General features: G+C 69.3%; 5 protein-coding genes. 4 read left to right on the top strand and 1 reads right to left on the bottom strand.

The features are described 5' to 3' along the window. Positions 1-56 precede the first annotated feature (56 nt). A complete protein-coding gene (locus B551_RS11240; RefSeq protein ID WP_043438942.1) occupies positions 57-1,040 on the top strand; it encodes a tripartite tricarboxylate transporter substrate binding protein in 984 nt (327 codons plus the stop codon). A 19-nt stretch (positions 1,041-1,059) separates the two neighbouring features. Here the strand turns inward: B551_RS11240 and B551_RS11235 are convergent, their stop codons facing one another. Next, the gene (locus B551_RS11235) at positions 1,060-2,037 is read right to left on the bottom strand and encodes a LysR family transcriptional regulator (protein ID WP_006578809.1); all 978 of its coding nucleotides are present in this window, start codon (positions 2,035-2,037) and stop codon (positions 1,060-1,062) included. 213 nt (positions 2,038-2,250) lie between these two features. Between B551_RS11235 and B551_RS11230 the strand changes: the two genes are divergently transcribed. From B551_RS11230 to B551_RS11220, 3 genes are all read left to right on the top strand, one after another. Then, a complete protein-coding gene (locus tag B551_RS11230) occupies positions 2,251-3,024 on the top strand; it encodes an enoyl-CoA hydratase/isomerase family protein (protein WP_006578808.1) in 774 nt (257 codons plus the stop codon). A gap of 23 nt (positions 3,025-3,047) precedes the next feature. Further along, positions 3,048-4,265, top strand: coding sequence for a CaiB/BaiF CoA-transferase family protein (locus tag B551_RS11225; RefSeq protein ID WP_006578807.1), 1,218 nt, complete (start codon positions 3,048-3,050; stop codon positions 4,263-4,265). Between the two features lie 395 nt (positions 4,266-4,660). Beyond that, complete coding sequence (locus B551_RS11220; RefSeq protein WP_043438945.1) at positions 4,661-6,796, top strand: alpha/beta hydrolase domain-containing protein; 2,136 nt, start codon at positions 4,661-4,663, stop codon at positions 6,794-6,796. Positions 6,797-6,941: the final 145 nt, after the last annotated feature.

Genomic DNA, 6,941 nt, shown 5'->3' with positions numbered 1-6,941 from the left:
GGATCGCCCCACCGCAAACAACACAGGGACAAACCAGCCCACTTCAGGAGACATCGATGCGAGTACCGGGTTTGCTTCGGGCGCTGCTGCTGGCCAGCGTCGCCTTTGCCAGTGCCGCCGCCAGCGGCATCGCCGCCGCGGAATCGGCGAGCGAATTTCCTTCGCGGCCGTTGCGCATCATCGTGCCGTTCACCTCGGGCAGCGGCTCGGATTCGTCGGCCCGCTTCTACGGCGAAGCGCTGGGCCGCGTGCTGGGACAGCCGGTGGTGGTCGAGAACCGCCCCGGCGCCAACGGCGTGATCGGCATCCAGGCGCTGAAGAGCGCGCCGGCCGACGGCTACACGATCCTGCTGGCAAGCAATTCGCCACTGTCGGTCAATCCGATCGTGCTGAAGAACCTGCCCTACGACCCGCTTGCCGATCTGCGCCCGGTGGCGGGCCTGAGCCGGAACATGAACGTGTTCCTCGTGCCGGTCGATTCCCCGTGGAAGACGCTCGCCGATGTGGTCGCCGCGGGCAAGGCCAAGCCGCTGAGCGTCGGCACCTATTCGGCGGGATATCGGCTGGCCGCAGCATGGTTCGGCAATCTGGCCGGCATCAAGCTGGTCAATATTCCCTACAAGGGCCAGGCGCAGATCATGACCGACATCATCGGCAGGCAGCTCGATCTCGCGGTGGTCGACACCAGCGGCGCGCTGACGCTGATCCGGCAGGGCAAGGTGCGGGCTCTGGCGGTGTCGGGCGAGAAGCGCCATCACGAGTTGCCCGAGGTACCGTCGGTGCGCGAGCTCGGCTATCCCGACTACGTGCAGTACAGCTGGGTCTCGTTCTACGTGCGGGCGCAGACGCCGGACGACATTGCCGACAAGCTGGCGGGCGCGATGCAGTCGATCCTGAAGACGCCCGAGTCGATCGCGTTCCTGGCCACCAAGGGCAGCGACCTGATGCCCTATGCCCCGCAGGCGATGCGCGCCTTCCATCAGGCCGAGATCGCGCGTTTCCGGCGGGTCGCGCAGGCCGCGGGCATCCAGCCGGAATGACGCAATGACCGAATAACGACTACACCGGCAGGCCGCGGGCGACCTCGGTCAGCATCGTGCGCAGCAGGGAGACGAAAGGATGGGTATGGACGTTGTTGTGCCAGCACAGGTGCACCGGGATGGCCAGTGCCGGGTCGTCGATCGCAATGAAGCGCACGCCCGGATGCCGGCACAGCACCGGCGCCAGATAGCCCGGCACCATCGCGTACATGTCGGTGCCGGTGATCGCGTCGGCGACGGCCAGGTAGCTGGTCATCGTGCAGGCGATATGGCGCTGCTGCCCGTGACTGGCGAAGTAGCGGTCGACCATGCGGGTGACCACACCGAACTGCGAGATGTCGAGGCACGGCAGCGGCGCGAGCTCGGCGGCGCCCGGCGTGCTGCCGAGATGGGCGTTGCCGGCATCGCACAGGCAGCCGAACGGCGCGTTGAACAGCAGCTCCGAACGCAGCGCCTCCGATTCGACCGGGTAGAACGCCACCATCACGTCGATCGCGCCGCTGGTCATCGCGCTCAGTCCGCTGGGCATCGGCACCGGATGCATGCGCACCCGCGCGCGCGGCGCCACCTGGCGCAGCCTGGCGAGGAAGGCCGGCGCGATCAGCGCCTGCAGCGAGTCGTTGATGCCGATCGCGTAGGAGCCGGTCTCCTGCGCGGGGTCGTAGCGATCGGTCTGCGTGTAGATGCTTTCGATCGTGCGCAGCGCGGTGTCCAGCGCCTGCTGCAGTTCCTGCGCGCGGCGCGTCGGCAGCATGCGGGCCGCGCTCTTGATCAGCAGCGGGTCGCCGAATTCCTCGCGCAGGCGCTCGAGCATGCGGCTGGTCGATGGCTGGCTGCTGTCGAGCCGCCGCGCCGCCTCGCTGACGCTGCGGCTTTCCAGCAGCGCGGCCAGCACGACCAGCAGGTTCAGGTCCTTGTGCCGCAGTTCGGCCAGCGGCAGGCGCCGGTGGTCGCTGGCGGGCGTCGGCTCGCCCTGTCGATGGTCTCCGCTAGGCATCGTTCGATTCGCGTTGCGCTCCTGGTGAGCGGGTCCGGCAAGCCGCAGCCTGCGCCCGCTTTCGATTGGCTGGCCCGGATCGATCCGTCCGGACGGGTGCCGACATTATCCCGGACCTGCGCCGCGCGGCCCATCGGCAATTTCCCAAGCCGCTTTCACCGTCACTGTCACCGACTTCCCTTGTCACCGACTTCCTTGTCATAGCCCACTGCCATGGACAACACTTCTTCCGTCTCGCTGCGCCGGCTGCCGCAGGACCACGTCGCGCACGTGGTGCTGCAGCGCCCGCCCCATAACCATGTCGATGTCGACTGCATGGCGGCACTGGCCGACGCCTTCGAGCAGATCGACGGCGACGACGACTGCCGCGCCATCGTGCTGGCCGCCGATGGCAAGTCGTTCTGCGCCGGCGCCGACTTCGGCACGCCCGACCCCTCGGTCCGGCGCGACCCGAGCCCGTTCTACCGGCAGGCGATGCGGCTGTTCCGCACGCGCAAGCCGATCGTCGCCGCGGTGCATGGCGCGGCGATCGGCGCCGGCGTGGGGCTCGCGCTGGTCGCCGATTTCCGCGTGACCTGCCGCGAGGCGCGCTTCAGCGTCAATTTCAACCGGCTGGGCTTTCATCCGGGCTTCGGCCTGAGCCTGACGTTGCCGCGCTTGATCGGCGAGCAGCGCGCCGCGCTGCTGTTCTACACCGGCCGCCGCATCGACGGTGCGACCGCGGTCGAGATGGGCTTGGCCGACGAGCTTGTCGAGCAGGCCGACGTGCTGGCGCGCGCCCACGCGCTCGCCTGCGAGATCGCGGTCTCCGCGCCGCTGGCCGTCGAGAGCACGCGCGCCACGCTGCGTGCCGGCCTGGCCGATCGCATCGCGCAGATCAACCGGCACGAACTGGAAGTCCAGTTGACCCAGTTCCCGACCGAGGACTTCCGCGAAGGCGTGGCCGCAATGGCGGAACGACGCCTGCCCAATTTTCAGCGCCGCTGATGCGGCATCACAGGAGTGCGTCAGTGAACGAATACAACGGAGGCGGCCGGGCCGCCGTGGCCGGGCCGCTGGACGGCGTGCGGGTATTGGACCTGTCGTCGGTGGTGCTGGGGCCGATGGGCACGCAGGTGCTGGCCGACATGGGCGCCGACGTGATCAAGATCGAAGCGCCGGAGGGCGACCTGATGCGCGCCAACGGCGTGGTCGAGCATGCGGGCATGAGTTCGATCTTCCTTGCGCTCAATCGCAACAAGCGCTCGGTGGTGCTGGACCTGAAGGACGAGCAGGGCGCCGCCGCGCTGCGCGCGCTGATCCCGACGGTCGACGTGCTGGTCCACAACATGCGGATCGGCGCGATCGAGCGGCTCGGCTTCGGCTACGAGGCGGTCGCGCGCCTGCGCCCCGACATTGTCTATTGCGCCGCGCCGGGCTTCGGCCAGGACGGTCCCCACCGCGACAAGCCGGCGTTCGACGACATCATCCAGGCGGCCTGCGGCTTCGTCGGCGCCGCCAGCGCGGCCGGCGCGGAGCCGGACTACCTGCCCAGCCTGATCGCCGACAAGACCACCGGACTGGCGGTCGCCAACGCGGTGCTGGCCGCGCTGTTCCGGCGCGAGCGGCATGGCGAGGGCCAGTACGTCGAGGTGCCGATGCTGGAGACGATGGCCGCCTTCGTGCTGACCGAGCATATGGGCGGCATGATGTTCCCGTCGTCGACCGCCAAGGCCGGCTATGCGCGCCTGCTCGAAGGCGGCCGCAAGCCGGTGCGCACCGCCGATGGCTGGATCAGCATGCTGCCCTACACGGAGCGGCACTGGAAGGCGTTCTTCCATGACCTCGGACGCGACGATCTGGCCGAGCGCTATCGGATCGCCAGCCGCCGCGAGCGCAACGCCAACATCAAGGCGCTGTACGGCCATCTGGCCGAGCTGGCGCCGCTGCGCACCACCGCGCAATGGATGGCGCTGTGCGAGCGGCTCGATATTCCCGCCACGCCGATCTATCGGCTCGAGGACCTGCCGCAGCATCCGCACCTGTCGGCGGTGGGACTGTTCGAGGAGTCCGTGCATCCGGCGGTCGGTCCGATCCGGCAGGTGCGGCCGACCACGCGCTTTGCCCGCACGCCCACCGCGATCCGGCGGCCCGCGCCATCGCTGGGCGAGCATACCGAGGAGGTGTTGCGCGAGGCCGGCGTCGCGCCGGAGCGCATTGCGGCGTTGGCGGGGGCGGCGGGGCGCTGAATACCACCTCGCTCTCCCGGGCCCTCTCCTCCTGAGGGGAGGGAAGGATCCCGTCGGCGGGGACCAATGCCGCGAGCGAAGCCTGGTATCGCGCCGGTCTTCTCCCGCGCTGGTCTTTTCCCCTCTCCCGCCTGCGGGAGAGGGGCAGGGGGAGAGGGCAGCCGCGCCACGCAGACCGACATGGTCCCCGCACGCGAAAACTCCCCATCCCCCATTCCCCCAAAAACCCGCTAAATCCATCGAGATTATCCATTTCTCTCCGATCAATCTCCTTCCTAGACTTGGCGCCAACGCTCCGTCAGTGGGCGTGAAGACAAGCGACCCGAAGAAGAACCACCAGGGCAGGAGAAGACATGGAGATCAGGCACGCTCGCCGCGTCGGTACGGCGCGGGCGATGGGATGGGTATTGGCCGCGGCGGCCGCGGCGGCCGCGGCGTCCGTATTGGCCGGCTGCGGCAGCGACGATGATGGCCCGCCGGCCGGTGGGCCGCCCGGCGGCGGGCAGCCGCTGACGCCCGCGATCACGCTGACGATCTCCGCGCGCGAGGACTTTCCCGGCAGCTTCGGCAGCGTTGGCGCCTACGAGAAGCTGACCGGCTCGCTGCACGGCGAGGTCGATCCGAAGGACCCGCGCAACGCGGTGATCCAGGACCTGGAGCTGGCGCCGGTCAATGCGCGCGGCATGGTCGAGTACACCACCGAGTTCGTGATGCTCAAGCCGAAGGACATCGGCAAGGCCGGCGGCGTGCTGCGCTACGACGCGCCCAATCGCGGCAATATCCTGACGATGCCGAACCCCGCCGCGGTACCGGGCGACGCGGTCTATTTCGAACGCGGCTATGTGTTCCTGTACGCGGCCTGGCAGGGCGACGTGCCCAAGAGCTCGCCGGCGCGGCTGACGCTGAGCGTGCCGGTGGCGCGCAACAAGGACGGCAGCAGCATCACCGGTCCGTACGCGGCCGAGCTGGTGCCGAGCGTCGCGACCTCGACGATGAGCCTGCCCGGCGGTGTCTTCAACGGCTCGATGATTCCGTACGCACCGGCGAGCCTGGACAACACGCAGCCGGGCTACACGCTGACACGCCGCGTCAACGAGACCGATCCGCGCGTGCCGATCGCACCGTCGGAATGGAAGTTCGCGGACTGCGGCGCCAGCGGCGCGCCGTTTCCCGGCAAGCCCGACGGCAGCAAGGTCTGCCTGAAGGACGGCTTCCAGCCGGGCTATCTGTACGAGATCACCTACGTAGCCAAGGACCCGAAGGTGATGGGCGTGGGCCTCGCGGCGCTGCGCGACACCGTGACCTTCTTCCGCCATCGCAGCGCCGACGCGGCCGGCACGCCCAATCCGATCGCCGGCGCGATCCGCTACGCGATCGGGCAGGGCACCTCGCAGTCGGGCAATGCCATGAAGACCTTCCTGCATCTGGGCTTCAACGCGGCGCTGGACGGCGGCAAGGTGTTCGACGGCATCTTCGCGCATGTCGCCGCGCGCCAGACCAATATCAACACGCGTTTCGCGGTGCCTGGCGGCGGCGGTGGCCTGCGCACCGACCATCGGGCGTTCGGCCAGACCGCGCCGCGCGGCCTGGCGGCCGACTATGAGGACGCCGTCGCGGGCCGCACCGGTGGCGTGATGAAGCGCTGCAGCGAGACACAGACCTGCCCGCGCTTCTTCCTCGGCATGTCGGGCACCGAGTTCTGGCAGCTGCAGGGCTCGCCGGTGCTGACCGACGCCTACGGCTTCACCGACCTGACGCAGCCGGACAACGCGCGCATCTACTACTACGCCAGCACGCAGCACGGCGGCCGCTCGGCGCAGATCAACTACAACCCCGCGCAGACCGTCTATCCGGCCGGCTCGATGATCGACTTCGCCGATACCTTCCGCGCGCTGTTCATTGCGCTGGAGGACTGGGTTGCGCGCGACATCGCGCCGCCGGACAGCCAGGTGCCGCGCATCGCCGACGGTACGCTGGTGCGTCCGGACCAGCTGCAGGTGCCGGTGATCAAGGGCGTCAGCTTCACCGGCCCGAGCGGAACGGTGCCGATCCCGGACTTCCAGTACCTCGGCCGCTACAACGGCTTCCCGCTGCTGGACTACGGCCCGCAGTACCGGCCGCAGGACGAGTCGGGCATCGCCACCGTGCTGCCGCCCGCCTATCTGGGCCGCGACTACGCGATCCTGGTGCCGCAGCTCGATCCCTCGACCGGGCTCGCGAAGGCGGGCATCCGCTCGCTCGATGTGCAGGTACCGATCGGCACCAGCCTCGAGTTCAACTACGTCGCCACGCCGGGCATCGTCGATCTGGTCAATCTGGGCGGCAGCTATCTCCCGTTCCACAAGACCGAGGCCGCGCGCACGGCGGCCGGCGACCAGCGGCCTTCGCTGGAGGCGCTGTACGGCGACCAGGCGGGCTATCTGGCGAAGCTGCGGTCGGCGGCCGATGCGCTGGTGGCGCAGCGTTTCCTGCTGCCCGCCGATGCGCAGCGCGCAATCGCGCGGGCCCAGGCCAACCCGGTGCTGCCTTGATGCGTTGCCGAACGAACGGAGAAGACGAGATGGACAAACCAGTCCCATGGCGCGCGCCGGCGATGGCCGCGCTCGCCGCGATGACCCTGGCGGTGGCAGGCTGCGGCGGGGACGGCGACGCGCCGCCCGCGCCGCCTCCGGCTGC

It is taken from the genome of Cupriavidus sp. HPC(L) (assembly GCF_000307735.3).
Taxonomy (GTDB): Bacteria; Pseudomonadota; Gammaproteobacteria; order Burkholderiales; family Burkholderiaceae; genus Cupriavidus.
This window is presented reverse-complemented; position numbering and strand designations above follow the sequence as displayed.